Here is a 26,387-nt window from a genome sequence, read left to right as displayed (position 1 = left end):
AAAAAGAAACTGTCGCATGATGATAAATGAAAATTTATTAGCGATTCGACAAGGAATATCGACTTAACTACAAAATGCGACAAGCATAACCTACCTATTAATAAGAAAAAACCGTCCCAAAATACCTTTTGGGACGGTTTCTTTATCTTCTGCGTTTCTTCTTTTTTCTCATCATTTTCTTTCGGCGTGTGTTCACTTTATCCGCTATAATGTGGAGCGTACTCGCCACTACAATACCCATTACGAACGTTACAATTTCAACCTCATATTTCTTCGCAATTTCTATTAAATTCCCATCGAGTGCGATTACATTTAATAGGAATAAAAACGGAGAAAATACGATTAACATGTATGCGATACGAATAATATCACCAATTATAATCGTATGTGTGAAGAAGGAACGATGGGGCATTACGCTCCTATATGGATACCAAAAAATACGGAGTAACCCCCATTTATTATACGCATTACTATACGTATCTAAATCAGGTGTTAAAAATGAAGTACCTACTAAAAATCCGATTGCAAAAGTTAATAAAAAATCAAAATTTGTTAATCCATACGAAAAGAGCATAAACAAAACAACCGGAAGGGATATTAAGTTTATTTTCGTATGCGTTCTTCCTGATGGCATAATGCACTTCCTCGCTTACGTTCGCCCTGTCACTCTATGACAGTTCTCACCTATTGATCTAATTTCTGATCGATAAATGATGTGTCTATATCCGAACCAAACCATTCTGCCAACTTCACTCGTGCCTTATCTTTCACATCTTCATTAACGTATAACGACGCTTGTAATAATGCAGCCGTTAACGCCCCTAAATCATCCGTATAACCAACTCCAGCAATGAAATCTGGAATGGCATCAATCGGTGCAATGAAATAAGCAAGTGCTCCAATTACAATAATTTTCACTCGTTTTGGAACATCAGGTCTTTGCAAAACGTAAAACAACAATAAACTCGCATAAATTACCGACTGCCCTGCCTGCTTCGCAACATGTTTTATTTTTTTCCAAAACACTTCAACTGAAAATTTTTGTTTCATTTAAAAGCCTCCCTATTTTTCAAAAAAAATAAGCTACAATATGTTATCAGTAAACGTTCATCAAAATTACACATAATCTATCAATGAAATTTCATTGTAACAAACAAAACCAAAAAGAACAAGTGTTCGTTAATTTTTCTACATTTTCCTTCATATAATAGTTTTCTAGACACCGATTTTAAAGTTTCTATTCCATATTTCTCAACAAAAAAACTTTCAATTTCACTTAACATTCTTTTCTATTTTTGTTATATTTTCTAGTTGACGGGTATATAAACGAATGTTAAAGTTTTCTCTGGTAGTGACAAATCACATACAAAAAATGTAAAATGTTATAGTGTTTCTCAGAAATGAATTTTGTTGTATAATACAGAAATGACGTTATGCTTATGAGCAGCAAAAGAAACCAGAAAAGGGTATGCATAGTTAAAGTCGTATATGGGTGAATATAGAAGCTCTAATTATGGCAAAAGAAACTATGTATTTTTTATTTTAACATTTTTCGCTCCAAAATCGACCAAGCCTGATAGAGAAAGGGTGGAAATGAATGAAAGAAACCTTGAAATCACAATTTCAAAATGTGCGTTTCACTTTATTCGTAGCTTTGGCCGTATGGCTAAAAACCTACATCATTACACGCACTAGCTTTGATTTAAAACTTGAATCTTTCATGCAAGAATTCATTTTATTCATTAGTCCATTAGCAGCATCATTACTGTTTGTGGGACTTGCATTATTTGCAAAAGGTAAAAAACGTAACTATATAGCACTAGGAATTAACTTTATCTTAACGTTCATTCTCGTTGGTAACGTAATGTTCTACGGATTCTACAATGACTTCGTTACTTTACCAGTACTAGGACAAACGTCTAATTTCGGAAGTTTAGGTTCTAGTGTGAAAGAATTATTTAACTACAAAATCATCCTTGCATTTGCGGATATTATCGTCTTCTTCGTTCTATTGAAGAAGACGAAAAATTTTGCACCGACAGAGCGTGTAGCACGTCCGATGCGTTCCCTATACTTCGTATCAACAATTGCTATTTTCTTCGTAAACCTAGGATTTGCAGAAGCTGAGCGTCCAGAACTATTAACACGTTCATTCGACCGCGTTATGCTTGTTAAAAACTTAGGATTATATGTACACCAAGCATACGATCTTGGCTTACAAGCAAAATCAAGTTCGCAAAAAGCATTTGCCGACGGTAGTAAGTTACAAGAAACAGAAAACTATGTAAAAACAACACAAAGTAAACCAGATCCAAATATGTTCGGTACTGCAAAAGGGAAAAACGTAATTGTTGTCTCTCTTGAGTCATTACAAACATTCTTAATTGGTGCAACAGTTAACGGACAAGAAGTTACACCATTCTTAAACCAATTTGCGAAAGAAAGTTATTACTTCGATAACTTCTTCCATCAAACTGGTCAAGGGAAAACATCTGATGCTGAGTTCTTAGTAGATACTTCGTTATATCCGCTAGACCGTGGCGCTGTATTCTTCACACACGGTAACAACGAATATACAGCAACTCCAGAAATTTTACGTCAGCAAGGGTACCACACATCGGTATTCCACGCAAACAACGCAACATTCTGGAACCGTAACATTATGTATCCGGCACTTGGTTATGATCGTTACTACAACGAGCTTGACTACAAGATTACGCCAGAAACAAAATTAAACTGGGGATTAAAAGATATCGAATACTTTGATCAGTCTATCGATATGTTAAAAGAAGTGAAGCAACCATTCTATACTCGCTTCCTTACTTTAACAAACCATTACCCATTCACTTATGATGACAGTACGAAATTAATCGACGAATACAATTCAGGTGATGGCGTATTTGACCGTTACATGGTAACTGCTCGTTATTTAGACGAAGCAATGAAACACTTTATTGAGCGTCTAAAAGCTGAAGGCATCTACGACAACTCTGTGATCGTATTCTACGGTGACCATTATGGTATTTCTGAAAACCATAACCGTGCAATGGCACAGTTCTTAGGAAAAGAAGAAATTACTGCATTTGACCATATGAACTTACAAAAAACACCGATGTTTATTCACGTTCCAGGTCAAAAAGAAGGTAAAACAATTTCAAAACCAACTGGTGAAATTGACATTAAACCAACTATTCTAAACTTACTTGGTGTAGATTCTACGGATCAAATTCAATTCGGTCACGACGTATTCTCACCAGACAATAAAGGATTCGTTGTTCTTCGTGACGGTAGTTTCATTACGGATAAGTACATGTACACGAACAGTACATTCTACGACCGTAACACTGGTGAAGTTGTACAATTACCGAAAGAAGAATCTCAACCACTAATTGATCGTGCCCAAAATGAATTGAACATGTCAGACAAACTCATTGAAGGTGACTTACTTCGCTTCTCTGAAAGTAACAAGATTAAAACTGGTGAAGTAAAAACAGCTATTAAAGAAGAAAAGAAGAGCGCTGAGTAATCTCAGCCTCTTTTTTTATTTTCTGCTATCCTTCCTCTCCTATTCATTAACTTTAAAATTACATAACCTTCACCGAATATTTACACTACATTAATGAAGTATCTTTATAATAAAATATGTAAACGAGGTTTCACATATTTCTTATCTCTCATCTGTAATAAGATCCCTTTGAGAAATATGTGCACCATTTGTTTTCAACTTTCTTATGATTGTCTTACTAAAACTTTTAATAAGAAGATGTCCCTACGAAAGATAGCTACCCTCCTTGTGCAGCATTCAATACGAATGTTGCTTTTTTTATTTCAAAAAGCAGGATTCTCATTTACTATTTTCGAATTTGTATATACAAAATGCTATAAAGTGAAACTTTAATCAGTAGGGGGGTGTTCATCCCCCACTGATTATTAGCCCGCACCAATGGGGCGTTTACGGGCAGTTCATCTCCCACTTAACTTCTTTGCTCCAGCCGAATTTTGAGGTGGGAGTTTTACTGCCCGTTAACGCGGGGTAAATCACCACTACTTCTCTATAATTTATAAATACATATACGTCATATGAAGAGAATTGCTCACATAAAAATAACTAGAGTGCTTTTTATTCATGTACTAACGAAAGGATGGGACGAAAATTGGCATACGAAAAATTTGTACTATGGAATGATGCAGTTATTGATACAACAAAACATAGCGCGTACATAGAACTTGAAGAAAGAGGCTTGCAGTTTGGAGATGGTGTCTATGAAGTTATTCGCCTATATAAAGGGAACTTTCACTTATTAGATCCGCATATCACAAGGTTATATCGCTCCATGGAAGAAATAGAATTATCACTTCCTTTCTCAAAAGCAGAGCTTATTATCCTACTTTACAAACTAATTGAAAGTAATAATTTCCACGAAGATGGTACTATTTATTTGCAAGTATCTCGTGGTGTACAAGCCCGTACCCATACATTCTCATATGACGTCCCTCCGACAATCTATGCCTATATTACAAAGAAGGAAAGACCAGCTTTGTGGATTGAATATGGTGTACGTGCTATATCAGAACCAGATACGCGCTGGCTACGCTGTGATATCAAATCTTTAAATTTATTACCCAATGTATTAGCTGCTACGAAAGCTGAACGCAAAGGTTGTAAAGAAGCACTTTTCGTACGAAACGGTACTGTAACTGAGGGGAGCTGTTCTAATTTCTTTCTCATAAAAAATGGAACTCTTTACACACATCCAGCCAATCACCTTATTTTAAATGGCATTATTCGTCAATATGTCCTTTCCTTAGCGAAAACCCTTCGCATTCCAGTACAAGAAGAACTGTTCAGCATTCGCGATGTTTATCAAGCAGATGAATGCTTCTTTACGGGAACGACTATTGAAATTTTACCGATGACCCATCTCGATGGAACTGCGATTCAAGATGGGCAAGTTGGGCCTATTACAAAATTACTACAAAGTTCATTTTCTCAAAGCCTTTTAAAATCTAACAGCACATCTTACTAAATCCGAATAATCTTCTCATTTTCTACATCAAATATATGTATTCAAATGGAAATCAAGGTGTAGATTTATACCTTGATTTTTTCTTGTAATCTTTTTGTCATATTCAGATTCCCGCATAAGTCTTGACAGTAATCGACATGCTCTTTAGAATTTTTAACAGTTGGTAAATATTTCTTAACTACATTACAGACAGAAAGGAATCGACAAATTATGAAAAAATACCTTGCCGGTCTTGCGGCAGTGTCTGTAGCAGGAGGAGCAGCACCTACACTTGATAGCGTTCAAGCTGCCCCTGAACAAAACACACAAAAAGCTGCTACACAAACTGTCCAAGCTTCCGCATCAAACAGTTCATCTTATACGGTGAATGCTAGCGTGCTACATGTTCGTGCAGGATCAAGTACTTCTCACGACATCATCTCTCGCGTTTATAATGGTCAAACATTAAACGTAATTGGAGAAGAAAATGGTTGGTTCAAAATTAACCATAATGGGAAAACAGGTTATGTGAGTGGTGAATTTGTATCAAAAAATGGAGAAAAAACAAATAACAATGTAAGTACAGGTGGAAACAATAAAGTTACTGCTGATGTATTACGTGTACGTACCGCTCCTAACACTTCTAGTTCTGTTTCAGGACGTGTATATGAAGGACAAACATTAAACGTAATTGGTCAAGAAAATGGTTGGGTGAAAATCAACCATAATGGACAAGTTGGCTATGTAAGTGGCGAATTCGTATCTGGTGTTTCTTCTAATGCAGGTTCTTCAAACAACAATACGAATAATACTGTAAAACCAGCAAGCGGAAACTATACAGTAAACGTATCTTCCCTTCGCGTTCGTACAGGTCCTAGCACTTCTCATACAACTATAGGTTCTGTGAAAAAAGGACAAGTCGTACAAGTCGTTGGTGAAGTTCAAGATTGGTTCAAAATCAATTATGCAGGACAAACAGCTTACTTAAGCAAAGACTACGTAACAAAAGGCGGTTCTAACGAAAACGCCACGCAAGGTAACAACCAGGAACAAAACAATAATGTAACTGTTCAAACTGGTGGCACTTACGTCGTTAACGCAACATCACTACGTGTTCGTACGGGCCCTGCTACTTACCATAGCGTAATTGGTGGCGTATTAAATGGTACGAAATTAAACGTAGTTGGATCTGAAGGTAGCTGGTTTAAAGTTAATTATCAGGGAAAAACTGGCTATGTTAGCAGCGAATTCGTAAAATTCGTTAAAGGTGGCACTACTACTCCTGAACAACCTGAGCAACCTAACCAAGGTGCAATTGGCGACTACTACATTAATGCTTCTGCACTAAACGTACGTAGCGGCGAAGGTACAAATTATAGAATCATAGGCGCACTTCCACACGGACAGAAGGTTCAAGTAATCTCTGAAAACTCTGGATGGAGCAAAATTAACTACAATGGTCAAACTGGTTACATCGGAACACGTTTCCTATCTAAAACACCAGTTGGGGGCGCAGTAGATAATAAGCCTAACGACAACCAAAATAACAATCAAAACAATAACAACAATAATACAAACAATAATAGCGGTGACAGTTCTTCTATTCTTGCATACGCAAAATCTATGCAAGGCGTACCATACGTTTGGGGCGGTACTTCTGCTAATGGTGTTGACTGCAGTGGTTACATCTATCACGTATTTAAGAAATTTGGTCATAACATTAGCCGCCAAAGTGTTGCAGGATATTGGAGCAGCTTACCACAAACTTCAAGTCCACAACCAGGTGACTTAATTTATTTCAAAGACACTTATAAAGCAGGTCCTTCTCACATGGGTATCTACCTTGGCGGCGGATCGTTTATCCAATCTGGAGATAAAGGTGTAGCAATCGTTTCATTAAACAACTCTTATTGGAAAAGCCATTTCTTAGGGTATACAAAAGCACCTTAAGTGATAGTTTCAGAGCCTTCTAGTTTACTAGAAGGCTCTTTTTTAAAGGGCTCAATATAGTAATCCCCTTTCATTCTCTCTACGCAAAAATTATGCGTTCATTTCTCTATTTCATACACTATATTCTATAAAAATTATCCAAAACGTTATCATAATGTATATATTTCCACAAAAAACATAACCTATTTCATGTCGATTCATTTTATATGTGTTTTTTCAAAGAATTTTCTTTTTATTTAAACTTTTCGTTAGACGTTTGACCTCCGATGTCCATTATGATACGTTACTTAAGATGTTATATTCGCAAAAGTATAGACAACTGGTTTATACACTTTTTTACTATGAGGAAGGAGCATACACTGCATGAATGTTTTATGGGGAATTGGCGGCGTGATTGGAGTATTAGCAATCGCTTTCTTATTATCTTCCAACCGCAAAGCTATTAATTGGCGCACAATTTTAATCGCGCTAGCATTACAAATGTCATTTTCATTTATCGTATTACGATGGGATGCTGGAAAAGCAGTTTTAAAACACGCTGCTGACGGTGTTCAAGGATTAATTAATTTTTCTTACGAGGGAATTAGGTTCGTTGCTGGGGATTTAGTCAACGCAAAAGGACCTTGGGGATTTATCTTCGTGATTCAAGCACTACTTCCAATTGTATTTATTAGTTCATTAGTTGCAATCTTATATCATTTCGGCATTATGCAGAAATTTGTTAGTATTATTGGTGGCGCATTAAGTAAACTTCTTGGAACTTCGAAAGCAGAAAGTTTAAACTCAGTAACAACTGTATTTTTAGGACAAACTGAGGCACCAATTTTAATTAAACCATACTTAGCACGTTTAACTAACAGTGAATTCTTCACTATTATGGTAAGTGGTATGACAGCTGTTGCCGGATCAGTTCTTGTCGGCTATGCAGCAATGGGAATTCCGTTAGAACACTTATTAGCAGCAGCAATTATGGCAGCTCCATCAAGTTTATTAATTGCAAAACTAATTATGCCAGAAACAGAAAAAGTAGATAATAACGTTGAACTTTCTACAGAACGTGAAGACGCAAACGTTATCGACGCAGCTGCACGTGGTGCATCTGAAGGTATGCAACTTGTTATTAACGTAGCAGCAATGTTAATGGCTTTCATCGCATTAATCGCTTTATTAAATGGCTTATTAGGATGGGTTGGTTCTTGGTTCGATATTAAACTTAGCCTTGATTTAATCTTCGGTTACTTACTATCACCATTTGCAATCTTAATCGGGGTTTCACCGGGTGAAGCTATACAAGCAGCAAGCTTTATCGGTCAAAAACTTGCAATCAACGAATTCGTTGCATACGCAAACTTAGGACCTCACATGGCAGAGTTCTCTGCAAAAACAAATCTGATTTTAACATTCGCAATCTGTGGTTTTGCAAACTTCTCTTCTATCGCAATTCAATTAGGTGTAACAGGAACATTAGCTCCTACTCGCCGTAAACAAATTGCACAATTAGGGATTAAAGCAGTTATCGCTGGTACACTAGCGAACTTCTTAAACGCAGCAGTTGCAGGTATGATGTTCCTATAATTTAATGTAAAGTCTCCTCTTTAAAAGAGGAGACTTTTTTGTATACCATAAATATATTTTTCGAATATACTAAACAATTAATATTTAGATTATATGTTACAACGATTAGTATGTCTGTTTATCTTTTTTGCAACGAAAGGAATACTATTTGATGTCACACTCTAAAAAAAGAATTCCAGCTACACGGTCCATTTATTAATAATTGTGCATACTACAAATATCCTACATGAATCATCTTTAAGGAGGAAAGTTTCGTGAAAGATAAATCCTATAAAGTCCTTTCTATGTGGATTTTGCAAATTTTATTTTATTTTACTACTGTACATGTGACGAAATATGAGCACGCGCTCATTTTTACAATTATATATGTCATCATAAATGTACTATTCCTATTTTTAGCTGATAAAACAGCATTTATTTTCTTTATACTGGGAACGATTATTTCAGTATTCTATTTATTTTATGAAGCGTGGCTTTACTTATGGAGTACATCAGATCAATGGGAATACATCATTACCCACTTCCTGATGGCAGCTAACTTCTTCCTTGTTTATATTTCAACCCACTTATTAAAAAAGGTTATCCTTAAAAATAGAGAGCTAACTGAGCGAGTGCTTGAGCAATACATTGGAGAATCCAAATTATTAACAAGACAAGAATTCGAAAGACGACAAGCATTATTAAAGACTGCGATGAATCGCCGCAATGAAACAGGCATTATTATTTTCTTTGATTTCACTTCCTTTAGTAAATATACGAAGGAAAGTGTCATGGATCGTGTAGCTTCATTATTAGTTGATACAGTAAGAACTAACTTTGACCTTGCTGCTGAATATGACAGCAACACATTAGTCATTTTATTACAAAACACAAATGAAAATGGTGCTGATATTGTAATGAACCGTCTACAACCAAAAATGGAGCAATGGCTTACCGCTGAAGCAATTCAAGATATTAAAATAAAACGAGAACAAATCAACACAAAAGGACAAACACCATTATGATGACACTCGTTATACTCCTTTTATTCCTTCTGTTCTGCGTACTCGTATTTTGGATTAGCATCACATTTTCAATTAAATATGTACTTATTTTTACTGCCTTTCTATTCTCAGGCCTACTCGTTTACTACTCTCTCTTAACACTCGCGGGCTTAATTCATCGAAATAGTAAACGAAAAGATCGTACGCTAGAACATTATCCAAGTGTAGATATTTTAATACCCGCCCATAATGAGGGCGTCGTTATTAAAGATACATTAGAAGCGATGGCAAAGATTGAATACCCAGGCAAATTAAACGTTTATTTATTAAACGATAACTCTCAAGATGAAACACCTGAAATTGGCGATGATTTCGACAAAGCTTATGCTCATATTCATCACATTCGTGTACCACCTGGCGAACCGAAAGGAAAATCGCGTGTATTAAACTACGGTCTTAGCATTTCAAATGGTGAATATTTCTGTGTTTACGATGCAGATAATCAACCTGAACCACATGCACTACGAATGCTCGTAGAACATGCTGAAACCATCCAGGATGCCGTTGGAGCAGTTGGACACGTTCGTACAGTAAATGAAAAGAGAAATTGGCTCACACGAATGATTTCATTAGAATTTCAGATTTTCCAGCTCCTTATGCAATCTGGACGCTGGCTATTATTCCAAACAGGCTCACTGACCGGAACAAACATGCTCCTTCGTCGTTCCGCATTAGAAGAACTTGGCGGCTATGATCCTTACGCAATTGCAGAGGATGCCGAATTAACATTGAGAATTACCCAAAAAGGCTATCTCTTACCAATCGTCCCGGAATCGATTACATGGGAACAAGAACCTGAACATTTAAAAATCCTTATTAAACAACGTACACGTTGGCTTCAAGGAAACTTATATATTTTAGAAAAAATGTTTTCTTCGCTAAGCTTCTTTAAAGGAAAGCTACTCGTCCACTCCTTACAGCAAGTTTTAGTATATGTCGTATTTTGGCTATTCTTAATCATTTCAAACGTTTGGTTTGTAATTGGACTGCTCGGGATATTCCAAATTCAATACAGCATTCCATTACTATTTATGTGGTATGTCGCATATATTACATATGTTTCTCAATTATTTAGTGCCCAGAGCGTCGAACGAACCTTTACACCAACCAACATTTTCATAAGCGTCATTATGTACTTTACGTACGCACAGCTCTTTACGTATTTGTTTATTCGCAGTCTCATTCTTTACTTACGTGCAAAGAGCAAGAAACAAGTAATTGGCTGGGATAAAACAGTACGATTTAAAAAGGAAAAATAAAGTGAAACTTTAATCAGTGGGGGTTATTCATTTCCCACTGATTATTAGCCCTCACCAATCGGGCTTTTACGGAATAAAAAATAAGCACAGAGCGCCGTAAGCTCTGTGCTTATTTTTTACCGTAATACTATATATCAGACAATACCCCTTAGCTGAAAGTAATTTCACGTCCATCCCCCAACGAACGATCGACCTTCATTTATATACGAAAAAGTGATTGCTATTTTTGTAGAACCAGTTGCTTTTCTTGCTGCTCTTTGCGCGTTTCAGTCTTAGGTTCCGTGCTTTCTTGGACATTGCGATGTGCCACACGTTTCAAACAAATATGCTTCCACTTTCTTTCGTAACGTTTCATTATTCTAGATGTCCCCCTTGAATGCGATTTAAAACTATTTGAAATCGCTTACAGGAAATAATATAGCACATATACATAAAAGTGACAACACATTTCCGACATATTTTTGTCAAAAATATGAACATAATTTACACAATATCGAATATTGTCGAAACATATCGATTTTCCTTTTCGAACTACTGATATCACCCTTTTCCTAATAGATGCATTAAAAAGGAGCTGATATAAAATCAGCCCCTTTCCTTCTATTATTTATGTTGCTTCATACGCCCTTCTTTTTGCAACTCTTTAAATAGTGCTGCAATCATAAAGAAAATAACAAATACAAATGGGAATGCCGCGATAATCGACGCAGTTTGTAGCGCCTCTAATCCACCAACATACAATAAGATCGAAGCTAACGCTGCTAGAACAATACCCCAAACCATTTTGATACGATTTGGTGGGTTTAAACTACCATGTGTCGTTAACATCCCTAGAACAAACGTAGCAGAATCTGCTGATGTAATAAAGAATGTTGAAATAAGTAAAATAGCTAACACACATAAAGCCGATCCCATGCTACCCATTTGGTCTAACATAGCAAACAATCCTACTTCTGTGCCCATCTCTTTAATTTGGTCATATATATTCGCTCCGTCGAACAATTCCATGTGAATACCTGTTCCTCCAAAAACAGAGAACCAAAGTGCACCGATTATTGTTGGTACAAGTAGCACACCGATCACAAACTCACGAATTGTACGTCCACGTGATACACGAGCAATAAACGTACCTACGAATGGTGACCATGCAATCCACCATGCCCAGTAGAAAATTGTCCATGACTGAATCCACTGATTTCCGCCTTCATTTAATGGACTTAAACGGAAACTCATGCTTGGCAATTCTTGAATGTATGATCCGATTGTTGAAGTGAAATAATTCATAATAAAGTTTGTTGGACCTGCAAATAATACAATTATCATAAGTGCAAACGCTAAAATAATATTCGCATTACTTAAATATTTAATTCCTTTATCGAGTCCCGTTTGTGCAGATAACATATAAAGAACAGTTACGATTCCTATGATTACTAGCTGTGTCGGTAGTGAGTTCGGAATGGATGTTAAATAACTAACACCACCTGCAATTTGCTTCGCCCCAAGTCCTAATGATGTTGCCACACCAAATACTGTCGCAAATACAGCTAGAACATCAAACGTATGTGCAATACGGCCATGTTCACCGCCTTTAAATAGTGGACCCACTGTCGCACTAATTGTACTCGCTCTTCCTTTTCTAAATGTAAAATACGCAATACATAATGCTACAAGTGCATATAATCCCCACGGATGTAATCCCCAATGGAAAAATGAGAAACGAAGTGCAAGACGTGCACTCTCTTCAGTCGCACCCTCTCCAAATGGAGGTGTGTATAAATGATTCAACGGTTCTGCAACGCCCCAGAAAACCAAACCGATTCCCATGCCGGCACTAAATAACATAGCAAACCATGTCATATAACTATAATCAGGTTCATCATCATCTTTACCTAAACGAATCGAACCGTACTTAGAAACAATTAAGAAAATAGTAATTCCTAAGAAAATAGAAACGGAAATAATATAGAACCAACCAAACTTACTAACTAACGCAGCTTGAATTGCCGTCGTTACATTTCCTAAGCTACCTTTTCCAATAATAGATTCGGGAATAATCCCCCAAAGTGTAAATACAATACATAATGTTAATGAGACAATAAATGTTTTCGTCAGTTTCCTCATCAAATCCCCCTTCGTATGTTTCATTTCTTGTAAATGACATAAATTCCGATGTGTTAAATCGGATAGAAAACTATAGTTTTGCGGTGATTTTCTTTCGGCGCTCTTAGTTTTGCCTTCACCAATTAGAATTCTTATGGACAGCCTTACCTTCCGTATAACCTTTTCACTCTGCAAGAGCTATAAGATAGGAATACTACTGTCAAATTGCGTGAGAAAAATGCGGATGGGAAGAGATTTTCCCAAAAAAGGATGTGTTACAGATGTAAAAAAGGGCAGATTTGTTCTTTACAACCCTTTCTTCTTGTAACAATTATGCGGTTTTTTTGCTAGTATATAGCGCATGTTTATAACTTCACAAACGAGATGTTTATGTTTATATAACTATATTACCCATAAAACGGTAAAATACTCAAGGAATGTAACTGTATAGTAATCATTATGTAACACCTCTGCAATATTTTTATTTGCGTCGAAAAAAATATGTTGCATTAAATATTTTGAATATAACTAGAAACCTAATAATGATATGGAATGAAAAACGCTTCCTTCTAATTCTAGCTATATTACAAAGTGTTAACGACTTATTACGAATGGTTTGTAATTGTGTGTTTTCCCAAAATCCGAAAAAATCTGTTGCTATAATGAGGACACGAAAACAAACGCAATGGAGGCTATCATGAAAAAATTAATTGGTATAGCAACAGCAGCAGTTTTTGGTCTTGGGATTTTCACATCATCTGCTAGCGCAGAAACTGTTGTAACAACAGACGTACTAAACGTACGCGAAAACCCTACTACTGAATCAAAAGTTGTCGGTAAATTACTAAACGGTAATAAAATAGAAGTTCTAAATACAGAAAACGGATGGTCACAAATCAAATTAGATGGTAAAGACGCATTCGTAAGTACAGAGTTTACAAAAAGCTCTTACTATGTAACAGCTAACGTATTAAATGTACGTGCTGAAGCAAACACAAACTCAGAAATTCTTGGAACGCTTAAGAAAGATGATATGATCGAAACAACGAACCAAGTACAAAATGAGTGGTTACAATTTGAATATAACGGGAAAACAGCTTACGTTCATGTTCCTTTCTTAACAGGTACAGCACCTGTTATTGAGAAACAAGAAACGCCTGCTCCTGCTAAAGCTGCAGCACCTGCACCAGCTCAAGCTCAAGCACCTGCACCTGCACCAGTAAAAACGGCTACTAAGCCTGCTGTGAAAGCTGCTGAAACTAGCGAACCTTCTGGTGGTCGTGAGTTAACAGTTGAAGCTACAGCATATACAGCTCACCCGAGCGAAAATGGCGGCACATATGGTGGCCGTGTATTAACTGCAATGGGTCATGACCTAACAGCGAACCCAAACATGAAAATGATCGCTGTTGACCCGAAAGTAATCCCATTAGGATCTAAAGTATGGGTAGAAGGTTATGGAGAAGCTATCGCTGGTGATACTGGCGGTGCAATTAAAGGTAACCGTATCGACGTTCTACTTGGATCAGATAGCGCTTCTCAAAAATGGGGACGCAAAACTGTTAAAGTGAAAATTTTAAAATAACCAATGACTGCTAAAGCCGGTTCTCTTTGTTGAGAGCTGGCTTTTATTTTTTATATAATACATATAAGGAGGCTATGCCCATGAATGTACAAGCAAAAGTAGATTGGATTGGTACACCCAAACCGTACATATACAAAGATGAAGTGACATATGACGCTACTTCAATTGATTTCTCACTCGCAAACAATGACAATCGCTATAAATTAATTGTGCTCAGCCATGAAGAAAATACACATTACAAAATTGTGCAATATGGAATAAAACCAGGCTCTCAAAAGCCATTCCCTATTGATATTCCATTCGAGCAAGGAATGCTACCGCTCATAGAACAAATATTAAATGATCCATATGTACAGGCGATATTAAAGCAAACACGATCCTAATTGCAAAAAAGGGTATCACCTAGTAGAATTTTCCGACTAAGTGATATCCTTTTTATTTTTCCTTAGTAAACACGAGTAGAGAAAATTATATCAATGATTTTTCCGAATATATCTATCATAACTTACAATATATCAACGGTTCGACATGAAATATCGATTTACCGACAAAGATTGAAAATAGCGGCGCTACATAAAAAAGAGACTGTTCAAAATTGAACAGCCTCTCTCTTATATTAACGAGTCGGACCAGATACTTCTTCTGACTTCAGCGTATTATTCGCTCCAAGAGAATGGTACAATATCTTTCCATTTCCATTAACAGTAACGATATGGTCATTATTAAAGCTTTTGAATTTTACAGAGCCATCACCATAACGAATATGATATTCTTCATATGTCGTTACTTTATATTTCGTTTCACTTTGACGCTCTACATTACGAATTTCCATTGTTAATAAATCTTCTGTAATTCCTTTTTTGTGTAGATATTGCAAGTAATCACGGTCTTCCTTATACGATTTCCCGCTCTTATCATAATCATTTTCAATTAAGCTAAAATCATTTAATGCAATTGCACGCACGTTATTATAAATATGATTTTGTACAAAGTCACCAACTGCTGATCTTGAAGCTTCTTTCGGGAACTTTAAATAATATGTGCTTTGGTCTCCAACTTTGATGCTTTCAGATTTAATGACACCAAAATCAGTGTTTTTCTCTAAATGTACTTCTACCGTTTCATCTGTCGGTACAGGACCAAGTTTATAGCTACCGTAACTTAATTTTCCGCGTTTCTTACCATTAACAAAAACAGTTGCGTCGCTTTCATCGGAAGAAATGGTTACATAATTTCCTTCAAGTGACAAATTCACTTCTACTGTCCCATCCTTTTCGTCTGCTAGATCTACTTCTTTTTCTGTCTCTAATTCAGTAAGTTCGGTCTTCGCCTTCACTTTTACAACATAAGCACCTGGGAAGTATGGACCTAATTCTTTTGAGGTTTTACCACTAGAAAGCTCTGTTTCTTTTTTATCATTTACATATATTTCAGCATTCTTTGCAGTCGCGCTAACACTCATGTAATAAGATTTCATGCTGAACTTATACTTCGGATATAAGAACCACTCTTTCCCGTCTTCTATAATTTGCCCATCTTTAAAAGATGCATTATCACTTGCTAACTTTTGATTTACTGCTTCTTTTTGTAAATAAGACAGTAATGCTTTATTGTACGAAGGATTATCCTTTAAATAACGTATGTAAGCTTTAATATCTTCTGTCTTCACTTTTAAGCTTGGATCGTCTACTTTCAAAAACTCATCGATTGCATTCACATCTTTCTTTTGGAATGCTTCGATCATTGCATTTACTTGCTTTTCCTTCGAAAACTTGCTTGCACCGAATTTATATGCGCCAAACAAAATAGCAACAACAATGACAAAACCTATAAGTAAAAACATGTTTTTCTTACTTTTCACTCGCTTTGTTTCTCTACGCATTTCTGAATGAGAAGAAGCTGTTTGATCAGCAATTTCTTCTACTTTACTTCCACACTCAGGACAAAAGTTCAAATGGTCTGCAAGCTGATTTTTACAAGTTCCACAAAACTTCAATATGCTCTCCCCCTATTTCTTAGCTAATTTCATTCCAGCGAACGCCGCTACATATGTCACAATGAAACTAAACAAAGTTAAATATATAAATGAATTTTGCATAGATAGCACCGTGCCACTTGCATTCCCATTTTCAATTGAGTAATTTCTTATGCAATTTGCAACTTCTGCTTTCCTTGTTCTATTCCCTCTTGTAACTTATTCATTCCACTACCTAATTTCGTCTGTAAATCTGACAAGCTAACTCTCTCACGATAAATATATAGTAATATACAAAATTAACTTCATATATATTACCATGATTTTCTAATTGTGTAATTAGAATTTCATTTTTTCTGTTTTGAGCATTTTTTGTTTATAATGGTAAAGGAAAGAAATCTGTGTACGGAGGAATATTATGCTGCAACACTCAATTACGAAAGATGAAATTATGATGATTGCGAATGAGTTCGTTCAAGGGCTTGATCCGCAGCAAGTTGCTGATCAGGAGCATGTCGCTACAGCTCGGCACCTATATCGTAGTGGTGTTGTCTATAACGTTGACTTTGATGGCTATACGCTATCAGGAACTGTAGATGCTGAAGGCAGTGTATATAGCGTTCACATCCCGATTCGTAACGTCGCTGAAAGCTATTGCGATTGCTTCGCGCCAACGCAATGTGAGCATATGCTTGCTGTGTTACTATCTGCAGCTTCAAGTTTTGGGCAGGTAGGGGACGTATTAACTTTATTTAAAAATAATACGAAACCTTCCCTTCCTCCTATTCGAACTGCAAGACAAGTATTGCAATCATCAGCTTTTGAAGAAATGGATTATAAAAGTTGGCACACATACTTTGAAAATGAATTTGAATCATTTAAAAAGGAACAGGCTCGGCTCACTTATAAACAAATGTATTTTCTTATGAGTCTTTTTACAGACTTCTATACAAAATTAGAACGGAAAGCTCCGCGCGTCATTGCTATTCATGAATTATTTAAATTGCACGCGGCGCTTTATTGCTTTCAAAAATTATTAGAAGAAATTCAAGAATTTGAAGCAAACAAACTATATTCTTATCACCAACCAGTTAACGTCGTTCGTCTATTCGTTGATAAAGTTGAATCTATCGTTAGGGACTTAAAAACAGAAGCGATTCCGGCAGAATCCGAACCGATTTTACAAGAAACCGCTCGGCTCACGCATGAAGTATTCTTCTCTACCGATGCCTATACACAAGAGCGATTCTTCATTTATCGTCACATATGGGGTGAATTGTTAAGAACAGAGGCACAGCTAAAAGAAGAAGAAATACGGATCGATACTAAAATTAATCCACTTTCCAAAGCATTAGCCTCTTCTCATCTGCTCTTTTTAAATAATGAAGATTTATTGGCAATGGAATTACTCGAAAAACAGCCTGCTTCTGTCGTAAGCCTTTATTTTTATTGGTTAGAAGAGTTATTAGGTGCAATGCAGTGGGATCGCGGGAAAAACTGGCTTTCCTTTACGTATAAACAAGTAAAGAAAACAATACTCGAACAAGAGAATACCGTCTTCATACAAGATATCGTTCGGTTATTTGTAATGATGTATGAAACGTATGCAACACACACGAATGAACAAGCGGGATTAGAAATGATTTTACAAGAACTCCTGCCGTATAGTTTCGCAAATTACGAACAATACGTACTAGCGAAAAAACAATACCGTGCATGGGCAGAACTTCATCTCTTATATGGATTTGAGGCAATCGAACTTTTGAAAGAACCATTGAAAGATATTGAAAAAGAAGCGCCTGAAGCAGCACTTCCTCTTTATCATCTTGCCGCAACAGAAGCAATTGAAGAACGGAATCGCAAATCATACAGACGTGCCGTTCGTTACTTAAAGAAATTACGTATGCTTTATAAACGACTGAAACGAACTGATGAATGGGATACATTCATTATTCACATTGCTAATTTACATTCACGTCTGCGCGCACTACAAGAGGAATTACGGAAAGGAAAATTAATCGATGATCATACAAACTGAAGTAACAATTAGGCTCCAGCACGTTAGTCAAGGTTGGTTCCTTTGGGGAGAAGATGATAGCGGTGCTCCCTTATCCGTAGCAATTTGGAAACAAAATGCATTCACATGGCACTCTACTTCCTTCTACGGCACTTTTCTAAAAGAAGCAACGTATGAAGGTAAACAAGGCGTTATGCTAACGAATGTGCAAGCATTTGAATACATCGCAAATAAACCGATGAACTCATTTGCAAATATGCAAATGAACGGTCCTATTACAGCACTTACAAAGGATGCAAATGAATTATGGGACGCTTTCGTAAGTGGAAGCTTCGTACCCGATATGGAGCGTTGGTCTCATCAGCCATCTTGGAAAGTTCAGAATACCCCAATTGAAGATAACACGTTAGCATCACTTTTCACTTCAGCTGTGAACGAAAGTATTTTGCAAGATAGTCGCTCAAATGATGGCTGGGAAGATGCAAAGAGACTATATGAACATTACGACTTTACGAAAAGGCAATTGGAAGCAGCACTACATGAAGAAGATTGGCTTCGAAAAATTGGTTACATTGAAGATGATCTTCCATTTATAGTTGGATTAAGACTTCAAGAACCACAAGAAGAATTTGAAATGTGGAAGCTCGAAACAATCGTTACGCCAAAACGTGGTGCGCATCGCATATATGTATATGAGAATATCGATTCCTTGCCAAAAAGATGGCACGATTACGAAGAACGTATTCTTGAAACACAAGAAGGATTCAGTAAGCTCGTACCGTGGCTAAAAGAGGACGACAAGTTCAGGGAAGAACTCTTTGAAACAGAAGCTTGGAACTTCTTAACCGAAGCAAGTAATGAATTACTCGCAGCAGGTATTACAATTTTACTACCATCATGGTGGCAAAATTTAAAAGCAACAAAACCGAAGTTACGTGTACAGCTGAAGCAAAGTACAGCACAAACACAATCTTTCTTCGGCATGAATACGCTCGTTAATTTCGACTGGCGCATTTCAACGGACGGAATTGATTTATCAGAAAGCGAATTTTTTGAACTTGTTGAGCAGAACAAACGCCTTTTCAATTTAAATGGTCAATGGATGAGACTTGATCCTGCCTTTATTGAAGAAGTAAAAAAACTAATGAACCGTGCAGATAAATATGGACTAGAAATGAAAGACGTGTTGCAGCAACATTTATCTAACACCGCGGAAACAGAAATTGTAGAAGACGATAGTCCGTTTACCGATATTGAAATCGAACTAGATGGATATTATGAAGAGCTTTTCCAAAAACTTCTGCACATTGGAGATATTCCAAAAGTAGATGTACCCTCTTCGCTACAAGCAACACTCCGTCCATATCAACAACACGGCATTGAATGGTTGCTATACTTACGAAAGCTTGGATTTGGAGCATTATTAGCCGATGATATGGGACTTGGAAAAAGTATTCAAACGATAACTTACTTACTATACGCTAAAGAAAACAATCTCCAAACAGGACCTGCATTAATTGTTGCACCAACATCAGTCCTTGGAAATTGGCAAAAAGAATTTGAGCGTTTCGCACCAAATTTACGTGTTCAGTTACATTACGGGGGTAACCGAGCTAAGGATGAGTCATTTAAAGACTTCCTTCAATCAGCAGATGTTGTATTAACTTCTTATGCATTAGCTCAGCTTGATGAAGAAGAACTTAGTACCTTATGCTGGGATGCTGTTATTTTAGATGAAGCTCAAAATATAAAAAACCCACATACGAAACAGTCGAAAGCAGTCAGAAACCTACAAGCAAATCACAAAATTGCTTTAACCGGTACACCAATGGAAAACCGACTTGCTGAGCTTTGGTCTATTTTCGACTTTATCAATCACGGGTATCTCGGAAGCTTAGGACAATTCCAGCGCCGCTTCGTCACGCCGATTGAAAAGGACCGTGATGAAGGAAAAATCCAGCAAGTACAACGATTTATCTCGCCATTTTTACTGCGTCGTACGAAGAAAGATCAAACAGTCGCATTAAACTTGCCAGATAAACAAGAACAAAAAGCTTATTGTCCACTAACTGGTGAACAGGCTTCCTTATATGAACAACTTGTTCAAGATACATTACAAAATGTAGAAGGATTAAGCGGGATTGAAAGACGCGGCTTTATATTACTTATGCTGAACAAGCTAAAACAAATTTGTAACCATCCGGCTCTTTACTTAAAAGAAGAAGAACCACAAAATGTAGTTGAACGCTCTATGAAAACAAAAACGTTAATGGAGCTCATCGAAAATATAAAAGACCAAAATGAAAGTTGCCTAATCTTCACGCAATACATTGGCATGGGGAACATGCTAAAACGTGTACTAGAAGAAAATTTCGGTCAGCGTGTCCTCTTCTTAAACGGGAGTGTACCGAAGAAAGAACGTGACAAGATGATCGAGCAGTTCCAAAACGGAACGTATGACATCTTCATCTTATCTTTAAAGGCCGGCGGAACAGGATTGAACTTAACCGCTGCCAACCATGTCATTCACTATGACCGCTGGTGGAATCCTGCTGTAGAAAACCAAGCAACAGACCGTGCATATCGTATTGGTCAAAAACGCTTCGTTCACGTTCACAAACTGATTACAACAGGAACACTCGAAGAGAAAATTGATGAAATGTTAGAACGAAAACAATCATTAAACAACGCCGTCATTACAAGCGACAGCTGGATGACCGAACTATCAACAGACGAACTAAAAGAATTACTTGGTGTATAAAGTGAAACTTTAATCAGTGGGGGGTTCCATCCCCCACTGATTATTAGCCCTCACCAATCTGTTTTTTTACGGGCAGCAAGGCTCCCACAAATAGCGGGATAAACAAAAAAGGAGCAATCTCTAAATGAGATTAGCTCCTTTTTCTATGCCAAAACCAATTACTTATTATAATTCCTGTTAACCCGCCGCACGTATCAAGCAATGAATCCTGCCACATCGGTGTACGGCCTCCTGTTAACCCTTGATGAATTTCATCAAATATTGCATATCCCGCAACGAAAAGAAGTGCATATATAAAGCACCTTTTTCTCGAGTAACCAGATTTATAAAAAGCATAATACGTCAATGAGCCGAGTATAAAGAACACCGTAAAATGAGCACCTTTACGAAGGAAAAACTCGATAAAACCACCTACACCTTTATTTGCGATACTAACAGGTGTACCTCCGCCATAATCGATAGATACCCCTGAAAAATGCTCTTTCACAAACTCAACATTTGCGGATTGCTCAATATCCGAGCGCATATCCTGTTTTTTATATGGCTGTGCTGAGGAATAGAAAATAATCCCCATCCATACTAATACAGGAATCCAAAATAACCATTTACGATTCATTCTTCCGTAAGCCCCTCTCTTGCTCTATTAAGAGTACCAAAAAAAAGAAAAAATTTCACGCCAAAACATGACATTTACTCCCTATTTATAAAGCGAAAGTGGGTGATAAACATGGCAGTTGAAACGATTGTTATGGACTTAACTTTACGTCTCGTATTAAACGGTGGATTAGACAAGAACGGAAAAACAGTTTTTAAGAACAAGCAATTCAAACATGTTAAAACAAATGCAGATTTAGGGAAAGTACATGCTGTAGCACGTGCTCTTGCTTCATTACAATGATCACCACTTCATGCTGTACAACTTGTAAGCACTTGATCTTTCTAATCTATAAAGTGAAACTTTAATCATTGGGGTTTTCCCTATTCCCTCGTCAATGTAGCTTATCCGATTTCGATAGCCAAGAACCACCGGATTTGTTAGTTAAGTATAGACGCAATACAACTTAAAGTTGTATTATGAAATTAACTATAAAAATATACAGTAGTGAATGGAAATGAAAAAAGATCTAGAAATCAAATCTAAACAACTAATCGATAAGTTGGTTGGAACTGATGAAACTTCAGTTAAGAAAAACGCCAGGTTCGGATTTAAAATTTTCGGTTCGGTTGGGAGTCAAAACATCATTTGGTCAAAATATAAAATGGACAGGATGATAAGAACATTAGACCAAACAATGTTAGAAAAAATGGTAGCTGAAAAAAACATTGAACAACAAAAAAATATTATTAAAGAGAAAACGGATCGGATTGAGAAGTTAGAAAAAAATCAAAAGAAGTTGGAAGAAGAATATAAAAAAATAGAGGCTCAACACAAACGATTATTAGAGCAATATTACAAATTCCGTAAAAACCAACAAAAAGGAATGATAAAAGAAAGAGTTCTAACTACACCAGTTAAAGAAACAATTAAAGAAGCGTGGGAACAAGGTTATAAATTAAAAGATATTCATGAAGGGCTTGTATTATCGGGTATAGATATCAGTTATGAAGCCATTAGAAAATATGTAAAAGTGGGGAAGGAAACAGGTGATTGGCGTATTTCGAAAGAAGAAAATAAAGCTTCAGCGAGTCTTGCAGCAGAAGCTATAGCAAGTGGTATAGACCAACGAAACAAACAACAAGGCAATGAATAATGGTTCATAAGAGAAATAGTAATTGGACTAAAAAACTGAAAAGTATTAGAAATTATGAAGCCTTACCTCCAGTTATTATAAGGGCCATATGGAGTCGTTATGACCGTGGACAATCACCACAGAAGATATACGAAAGGCTAAAAGAGGAAAGGCAACTTATTGCTAGTTTTGAAACTGTAGAAGCCTATATAGAGCAAGTGGTAAAACCTTATTATGAAAAAGAGAGGAAGAATTAAACCTCCCACTTTTTGAGACAGTCAGGGCATTGCCATTGCATGATTCTATCGAGTGCAATGTGTGTGATTCCTATTTTCCTTGTGAAATGAGTTGCGTTATAGGATTTTTGTGATTCTTTAGGAATTGAATCGCCTTGCAAATTAGCGTTGCAATGAGGACAAAATTCTTTGCTATCGTTCATGCAATTCACCTCCTTGTTTTTCGATGTGAGTGTTGTGTCTGAGTATAAATTTGATAAAAATAAAAAAGACAAGTTCCTCTCAAGAACTTGACTTTAAATAATAACTTTTAATTTAATTATCTAAATTATATGTAGATTAGATTTATTCAATCCTTTTGGTGCGACCAACACCGAGAGGATTTTTTTATTTTTTTGACGGACTTATTATACCATAAATTTAGTTTTTTGCTCAATTCAATGTAGTTATAGTTTTGTTTTATCATAAGGTTTTAATTTTTGTCCACAGTCTAACGAAAATCAGCTCAGTTTAGCGAAGTATCCGTTCATTCTCATAAAGCATTAGCTTAGTCTAGCGAAAGGGTAGTTTCGTTTGACGAGAGGTCAAATTGTTTTGAGGAAGGGATAGCCCGCGTTCTTCCATCATTTCGACTAAATCACGAAAACTGAGGTTGTACCGTAGGTACCATCTCACGGTTAATACAATAATATCCGGTTGATAATGTTTCCACTTGAATAGATTTTGCTCTTCCATACCAATCACATTCTTTTTTAGAGTACTAGTATCAGTATTTGCAAGTTTAAGAGGTTATTTACAAGCGTTTTGGAGTGTTTGCACCAGAACCGAAAAAACTGTATCTGAAGTTCAAATTACTCCGTAAATCAAAAAAATGAATCTGCATTATTTTGCAGATTCGTCTTTTTTCTTCGGCATTTCAATTGGAATAAAGATGTTTGAAAAACCAACACAAACATACTTATAATTCTCTCCGCCTAAATCAAACTCTGTCGTATATGTTGAGAAGAACATATAATCATTTCGCTTTGTATAATGGTCGATTAATAATCCAACTTGTGGTTCAACATACTTATTTGCCAATTTTTTCCCCGCCGATGCTAAGTCGCCAAGGAGACCCTCTTTGTTTTCTTTCTCAACCTCTTCTAGCTTCTTACTCACATCATTACGCTTCATAAATTGTTTTGCTGCCCAATCCGTATATTCTCCCTTACTCGGATTACTGTTTGCTAAATAAACTAAGAGAACAACAGCTAGAGCCATAATAATATACTTTTTCTTCATGCTATATCACCGCCTACTCTTTTCTATTTTCATATATATGTACAAGCGATGCAAATTAGAAAGACTATCATCTATTGATTGTAAACGAACAACAAAAATTTACAATACGCAACAGAAGATTAATATTGAATTTACATAATTTATATATAATTATATCCGGAATACGAAACTTTTTATAAGGGAGGATTTAGAATTATGGATAATGAAAGTAATATTTTTATTTCTAGTTCTACAAAGATGCTTGAGCCATACAAACGCCCTTATTAACGTACAAAAATTATCGACAGTAGTGAGAAAACCACCTGTACTCATGCCAAACAGCTCTCCAACTCATAAAGGAATCTTGTCTAACAAGTGTTCATTCTACTTATCAAGGTAGACGTGCTGCAGTCCAAGCAAAATTTAATTTCAAACAGAATGTTCCGATTCCAATTAATCATAGGGAATATATTTTTACTTTCCCAACAGAATCTCCTTCGTCTCCAAACTGTATTTGGTTGTTCTATAACCATATAAATGATATAGAGTTTTTCAAAAAAACTAAAAAAGCTAAAATTCATTTTTTAAACCGAACTACCGTAACAATACGAATAAGTTCCCATAAGTTAAGACAGCAAGTATTGAAAGCTGGATATGTATTATCACGGATGAACGCGCAAGATTCACTACACTTAAAAAAACCTCATGCTACATTTACTGCCTTAAAATTAATAGAATGGAAAGCAATATTTTCCTTGCCTTCCATTCTATTTATTATTCTTATCCCCTTACACTATCTCGCATTTTCTCAAGCGCTTGTCGATATAACCATCTCGTTTGATAGTACGTCATCCCCATTTCAATGGCTATCTCTCCCATCTTTTTACCTGCAAAAAATCTTTCTGAAATAATGTGCCTCTCCCTCTCATTTAACACACTCATAAAGTCCTTCTCTCTCGTTCCCGCATCTTCAGGCTCAAATCGTTCATCATACTCTCCGGCACATACATACCTCTCTTGTACTACACGTTCTTTCTTCAACCTTTACAATATATGACCACGCACCGTTACGACAGCATGAGCAAGAAAACCCCCTTTCTCCTCCTCATACCTTTCATAAGCATACCAAAGACCAATTAAACCACAGTGATAATACTCTTCATAATCTTGATAAATATTTAACCTCTTTATTTGATTTGCAATCATACCTTCTTACAAAACAACCGTATCTACAAAAGCCTCTGCCTTCACACAATACCCGTTTTTAAAAGGTATACCCAAATGCCCTATACGTTTACAAGACTTCTAGGTATACATAACACCCTTTTTTATTTTCCGTTCGTATTAAGTTACTTTTATTTTCACGCCATCAATATAAAAAAAAGCAACAAAAATATTGATGTATCAACGTTTATTACGCTTTTCCATATAAAGGAGAACACTGCAAACTAACCTCATAGAGGTCACCATATCTACCGAAACTGTTTTAAGGTAGCACAGACAAGTAGACAAAAGTCTCGTAAAAAGTGTGTACTTTTTTGACACACTTTTTACAAGACTCTATCATTTTTGCATAAAAGAAGTTGATTTATAGCCGTTTTTAAAAAAATGAACTTATACATGTCCATAAAACACCTCAAAAATAACGAGACAATAGTCCACCTATTTTACAAACAAAAAACTTTTTCATGATAATCAGTGAATAAAAACACAGCTCTTATGGTGTAATAAATTCCTCCATCTTTTTAAAAATGACACTTTGTTAGATAAAACTGATATTACCTTAGTCAGAACTAATGCTTTGTTAGATAAAGCTGATATCAACTTAGTCAGAACTTACCCTTTGTTAGATAAGGCTGATATCAACTTAGTCAGAACTTACCCTTTGTT

General features: G+C 36.2%; 21 protein-coding genes and 3 pseudogenes. 14 read left to right on the top strand and 10 right to left on the bottom strand.

Annotated elements, in window-relative coordinates; translation table 11 throughout:
• Positions 1-142: 142 nt before the first annotated feature.
• Positions 143-634, bottom strand: a complete 492-nt coding sequence (locus JDS80_RS25275; protein WP_071743914.1) for a metal-binding protein — start codon at positions 632-634, stop codon at positions 143-145.
• Positions 635-684: 50 nt separating this feature from the next.
• On the bottom strand, positions 685-1,050 hold the full coding sequence (locus JDS80_RS25270; protein WP_199640238.1) for a YkvA family protein: 366 nt from the start codon (positions 1,048-1,050) through the stop codon (positions 685-687).
• Between the two features lie 547 nt (positions 1,051-1,597).
• On the opposite strand from JDS80_RS25270, the gene JDS80_RS25265 reads away from it, so the two are divergent.
• From JDS80_RS25265 to JDS80_RS25240, 6 genes are all read left to right on the top strand, one after another.
• Positions 1,598-3,526, top strand: a complete 1,929-nt coding sequence (locus JDS80_RS25265; protein ID WP_199640237.1) for an LTA synthase family protein — start codon at positions 1,598-1,600, stop codon at positions 3,524-3,526.
• A 616-nt stretch (positions 3,527-4,142) separates the two neighbouring features.
• Positions 4,143-5,027, top strand: coding sequence for a D-amino-acid transaminase (locus JDS80_RS25260; RefSeq protein ID WP_071743912.1), 885 nt, complete (start codon positions 4,143-4,145; stop codon positions 5,025-5,027).
• Positions 5,028-5,237: 210 nt separating this feature from the next.
• The gene (locus JDS80_RS25255; protein ID WP_098888451.1) at positions 5,238-6,956 is read left to right on the top strand and encodes a C40 family peptidase; all 1,719 of its coding nucleotides are present in this window, start codon (positions 5,238-5,240) and stop codon (positions 6,954-6,956) included.
• Between the two features lie 363 nt (positions 6,957-7,319).
• Positions 7,320-8,531 (top strand): NupC/NupG family nucleoside CNT transporter, encoded by a 1,212-nt coding sequence (locus JDS80_RS25250; RefSeq protein WP_071769827.1) that lies wholly within the window; start codon positions 7,320-7,322, stop codon positions 8,529-8,531.
• A 254-nt stretch (positions 8,532-8,785) separates the two neighbouring features.
• Complete coding sequence (locus JDS80_RS25245) at positions 8,786-9,535, top strand: diguanylate cyclase domain-containing protein (protein ID WP_199640236.1); 750 nt, start codon at positions 8,786-8,788, stop codon at positions 9,533-9,535.
• Entirely contained in the window at positions 9,532-10,833 is a 1,302-nt protein-coding gene (locus JDS80_RS25240; protein WP_098888453.1) for a glycosyltransferase family 2 protein, read from the top strand. Before JDS80_RS25245 ends, JDS80_RS25240 begins: the two co-directional genes overlap by 4 nt.
• 220 nt (positions 10,834-11,053) lie before the next feature.
• Here the strand turns inward: JDS80_RS25240 and JDS80_RS31980 are convergent, their stop codons facing one another.
• The gene (locus tag JDS80_RS31980) at positions 11,054-11,188 is read right to left on the bottom strand and encodes a hypothetical protein (protein ID WP_000833065.1); all 135 of its coding nucleotides are present in this window, start codon (positions 11,186-11,188) and stop codon (positions 11,054-11,056) included.
• A gap of 248 nt (positions 11,189-11,436) precedes the next feature.
• Positions 11,437-12,954: a glycine betaine transporter OpuD gene (opuD, locus tag JDS80_RS25235; RefSeq protein ID WP_071743908.1), complete on the bottom strand. Its 1,518-nt coding sequence runs from the start codon at positions 12,952-12,954 to the stop codon at positions 11,437-11,439.
• A 676-nt stretch (positions 12,955-13,630) separates the two neighbouring features.
• On the opposite strand from opuD, the gene JDS80_RS25230 reads away from it, so the two are divergent.
• Both JDS80_RS25230 and JDS80_RS25225 read left to right on the top strand, forming a co-directional pair.
• Positions 13,631-14,518 carry a cell wall-binding protein EntA gene (locus JDS80_RS25230; RefSeq protein ID WP_242477415.1) on the top strand — a complete coding sequence of 296 codons (888 nt, stop codon included), beginning with the start codon at positions 13,631-13,633 and terminating at the stop codon, positions 14,516-14,518.
• A gap of 80 nt (positions 14,519-14,598) precedes the next feature.
• Complete coding sequence (locus JDS80_RS25225; protein ID WP_071743905.1) at positions 14,599-14,901, top strand: DUF3910 family protein; 303 nt, start codon at positions 14,599-14,601, stop codon at positions 14,899-14,901.
• A 233-nt stretch (positions 14,902-15,134) separates the two neighbouring features.
• Here JDS80_RS25225 and JDS80_RS25220 read toward each other — a convergent pair whose 3' ends face one another.
• Positions 15,135-16,514: a zinc ribbon domain-containing protein gene (locus JDS80_RS25220; protein WP_098888456.1), complete on the bottom strand. Its 1,380-nt coding sequence runs from the start codon at positions 16,512-16,514 to the stop codon at positions 15,135-15,137.
• 397 nt (positions 16,515-16,911) lie between these two features.
• Between JDS80_RS25220 and JDS80_RS25215 the strand changes: the two genes are divergently transcribed.
• Positions 16,912-18,531 carry an SWIM zinc finger family protein gene (locus JDS80_RS25215; protein ID WP_098888457.1) on the top strand — a complete coding sequence of 540 codons (1,620 nt, stop codon included), beginning with the start codon at positions 16,912-16,914 and terminating at the stop codon, positions 18,529-18,531.
• Positions 18,515-21,271 carry a DEAD/DEAH box helicase gene (locus JDS80_RS25210; RefSeq protein ID WP_098219350.1) on the top strand — a complete coding sequence of 919 codons (2,757 nt, stop codon included), beginning with the start codon at positions 18,515-18,517 and terminating at the stop codon, positions 21,269-21,271. Before JDS80_RS25215 ends, JDS80_RS25210 begins: the two co-directional genes overlap by 17 nt.
• 130 nt (positions 21,272-21,401) lie before the next feature.
• On the opposite strand, the gene JDS80_RS25205 is transcribed toward JDS80_RS25210, so the two are convergent.
• The gene (locus JDS80_RS25205; protein WP_001080721.1) at positions 21,402-21,887 is read right to left on the bottom strand and encodes a VanZ family protein; all 486 of its coding nucleotides are present in this window, start codon (positions 21,885-21,887) and stop codon (positions 21,402-21,404) included.
• A 111-nt stretch (positions 21,888-21,998) separates the two neighbouring features.
• Between JDS80_RS25205 and JDS80_RS25200 the strand changes: the two genes are divergently transcribed.
• From JDS80_RS25200 to JDS80_RS25190, 3 genes are all read left to right on the top strand, one after another.
• The gene (locus tag JDS80_RS25200; protein WP_071769836.1) at positions 21,999-22,169 is read left to right on the top strand and encodes a DUF1659 domain-containing protein; all 171 of its coding nucleotides are present in this window, start codon (positions 21,999-22,001) and stop codon (positions 22,167-22,169) included.
• Positions 22,170-22,383: 214 nt separating this feature from the next.
• On the top strand, positions 22,384-23,022 hold the full coding sequence (locus JDS80_RS25195; protein WP_199640234.1) for a hypothetical protein: 639 nt from the start codon (positions 22,384-22,386) through the stop codon (positions 23,020-23,022).
• The gene (locus JDS80_RS25190) at positions 23,022-23,258 is read left to right on the top strand and encodes a hypothetical protein (RefSeq protein ID WP_176522260.1); all 237 of its coding nucleotides are present in this window, start codon (positions 23,022-23,024) and stop codon (positions 23,256-23,258) included. The genes JDS80_RS25195 and JDS80_RS25190 overlap by 1 nt, the downstream gene beginning before the upstream one ends.
• Here JDS80_RS25190 and JDS80_RS25185 read toward each other — a convergent pair.
• The 3 genes and pseudogenes from JDS80_RS25185 to JDS80_RS25175 all read right to left on the bottom strand — a co-directional run bounded on the left by JDS80_RS25185 (position 23,255) and on the right by JDS80_RS25175 (position 24,518).
• Entirely contained in the window at positions 23,255-23,440 is a 186-nt protein-coding gene (locus JDS80_RS25185) for a hypothetical protein (RefSeq protein ID WP_071769838.1), read from the bottom strand. The two genes, JDS80_RS25190 and JDS80_RS25185, sit on opposite strands and share 4 nt — an antisense overlap.
• A gap of 382 nt (positions 23,441-23,822) precedes the next feature.
• Positions 23,823-23,972: pseudogene (locus JDS80_RS25180) on the bottom strand (IS6 family transposase); the annotation flags it as partial.
• Between the two features lie 147 nt (positions 23,973-24,119).
• Positions 24,120-24,518: a DUF4359 domain-containing protein gene (locus tag JDS80_RS25175; RefSeq protein ID WP_070170703.1), complete on the bottom strand. Its 399-nt coding sequence runs from the start codon at positions 24,516-24,518 to the stop codon at positions 24,120-24,122.
• 195 nt (positions 24,519-24,713) lie between these two features.
• On the opposite strand from JDS80_RS25175, the pseudogene JDS80_RS25170 reads away from it, so the two are divergent.
• Positions 24,714-25,223, top strand: a pseudogene (locus tag JDS80_RS25170) (competence protein ComK).
• Positions 25,224-25,277: 54 nt separating this feature from the next.
• Here JDS80_RS25170 and JDS80_RS25165 read toward each other — a convergent pair.
• Positions 25,278-25,703: pseudogene (locus tag JDS80_RS25165) on the bottom strand (sigma-70 family RNA polymerase sigma factor).
• Between the last annotated feature and the right edge of the window lie 684 nt (positions 25,704-26,387).

The sequence above is a fragment of the Bacillus cereus group sp. N8 genome (assembly GCF_016483685.1).
GTDB lineage: Bacteria > Bacillota > Bacilli > Bacillales > Bacillaceae_G > Bacillus_A > Bacillus_A proteolyticus.
The sequence above is the reverse complement of the archived record's forward strand: the minus strand, read 5'-3'. Positions and strand labels throughout refer to the sequence as shown.

What these genes read in the sequence shown, in the direction of transcription:
- JDS80_RS25275 (WP_071743914.1), bottom strand. Translation starts at nt 634, where the DNA reads ATGCCATCAGGAAGAACGCATACGAAAATAAACTTAATATCCCTTCCG.
- JDS80_RS25270 (WP_199640238.1), bottom strand. Translation starts at nt 1,050, where the DNA reads ATGAAACAAAAATTTTCAGTTGAAGTGTTTTGGAAAAAAATAAAACAT.
- JDS80_RS25265 (WP_199640237.1), top strand. Translation starts at nt 1,598, where the DNA reads ATGAAAGAAACCTTGAAATCACAATTTCAAAATGTGCGTTTCACTTTA.
- JDS80_RS25260 (WP_071743912.1), top strand. Translation starts at nt 4,143, where the DNA reads ATGGGACGAAAATTGGCATACGAAAAATTTGTACTATGGAATGATGCA.
- JDS80_RS25255 (WP_098888451.1), top strand. Translation starts at nt 5,238, where the DNA reads ATGAAAAAATACCTTGCCGGTCTTGCGGCAGTGTCTGTAGCAGGAGGA.
- JDS80_RS25250 (WP_071769827.1), top strand. Translation starts at nt 7,320, where the DNA reads ATGAATGTTTTATGGGGAATTGGCGGCGTGATTGGAGTATTAGCAATC.
- JDS80_RS25240 (WP_098888453.1), top strand. Translation starts at nt 9,532, where the DNA reads ATGATGACACTCGTTATACTCCTTTTATTCCTTCTGTTCTGCGTACTC.
- JDS80_RS31980 (WP_000833065.1), bottom strand. Translation starts at nt 11,188, where the DNA reads ATGAAACGTTACGAAAGAAAGTGGAAGCATATTTGTTTGAAACGTGTG.
- opuD (WP_071743908.1), bottom strand. Translation starts at nt 12,954, where the DNA reads ATGAGGAAACTGACGAAAACATTTATTGTCTCATTAACATTATGTATT.
- JDS80_RS25230 (WP_242477415.1), top strand. Translation starts at nt 13,631, where the DNA reads ATGAAAAAATTAATTGGTATAGCAACAGCAGCAGTTTTTGGTCTTGGG.
- JDS80_RS25225 (WP_071743905.1), top strand. Translation starts at nt 14,599, where the DNA reads ATGAATGTACAAGCAAAAGTAGATTGGATTGGTACACCCAAACCGTAC.
- JDS80_RS25215 (WP_098888457.1), top strand. Translation starts at nt 16,912, where the DNA reads ATGCTGCAACACTCAATTACGAAAGATGAAATTATGATGATTGCGAAT.
- JDS80_RS25210 (WP_098219350.1), top strand. Translation starts at nt 18,515, where the DNA reads ATGATCATACAAACTGAAGTAACAATTAGGCTCCAGCACGTTAGTCAA.
- JDS80_RS25205 (WP_001080721.1), bottom strand. Translation starts at nt 21,887, where the DNA reads ATGAATCGTAAATGGTTATTTTGGATTCCTGTATTAGTATGGATGGGG.
- JDS80_RS25200 (WP_071769836.1), top strand. Translation starts at nt 21,999, where the DNA reads ATGGCAGTTGAAACGATTGTTATGGACTTAACTTTACGTCTCGTATTA.
- JDS80_RS25195 (WP_199640234.1), top strand. Translation starts at nt 22,384, where the DNA reads ATGAAAAAAGATCTAGAAATCAAATCTAAACAACTAATCGATAAGTTG.
- JDS80_RS25190 (WP_176522260.1), top strand. Translation starts at nt 23,022, where the DNA reads ATGGTTCATAAGAGAAATAGTAATTGGACTAAAAAACTGAAAAGTATT.
- JDS80_RS25185 (WP_071769838.1), bottom strand. Translation starts at nt 23,440, where the DNA reads ATGAACGATAGCAAAGAATTTTGTCCTCATTGCAACGCTAATTTGCAA.
- JDS80_RS25175 (WP_070170703.1), bottom strand. Translation starts at nt 24,518, where the DNA reads ATGAAGAAAAAGTATATTATTATGGCTCTAGCTGTTGTTCTCTTAGTT.